Source organism: Ruegeria sp. SCP11, from assembly GCF_040329455.1.
In the GTDB taxonomy this organism is placed as follows: Bacteria; Pseudomonadota; Alphaproteobacteria; order Rhodobacterales; family Rhodobacteraceae; genus Ruegeria; species Ruegeria atlantica_E.
In genome coordinates this window covers 1-201 of record NZ_JBDZYG010000082.1, presented here as the reverse complement: position 1 = coordinate 201, position 201 = coordinate 1, and the positions used below count along the sequence as shown (strand labels likewise).

1 tRNA gene is annotated in these 201 nt (G+C 50.2%); it reads right to left on the bottom strand.

The features are described 5' to 3' along the window. Positions 1-90: 90 nt before the first annotated feature. A tRNA-Met gene (locus ABLN94_RS24715) sits at positions 91-167 on the bottom strand. Between the last annotated feature and the right edge of the window lie 34 nt (positions 168-201).

Here is a 201-nt window from a genome sequence, read left to right as displayed (position 1 = left end):
GGTTATGAGCCTGACGAGGTGAAGACGTTAAGCAATTGATCCAGTGGATCAATTGTAGTCTGAACGGGCTGTGTTGAGATTTTCTGACGCTGGTTGCGGGAGCAGGATTTGAACCTGCGACCTTCAGGTTATGAGCCTGACGAGCTACCGGGCTGCTCCATCCCGCGTCAGAGTCAGATTTGTATCATCGTTAGAGAGATT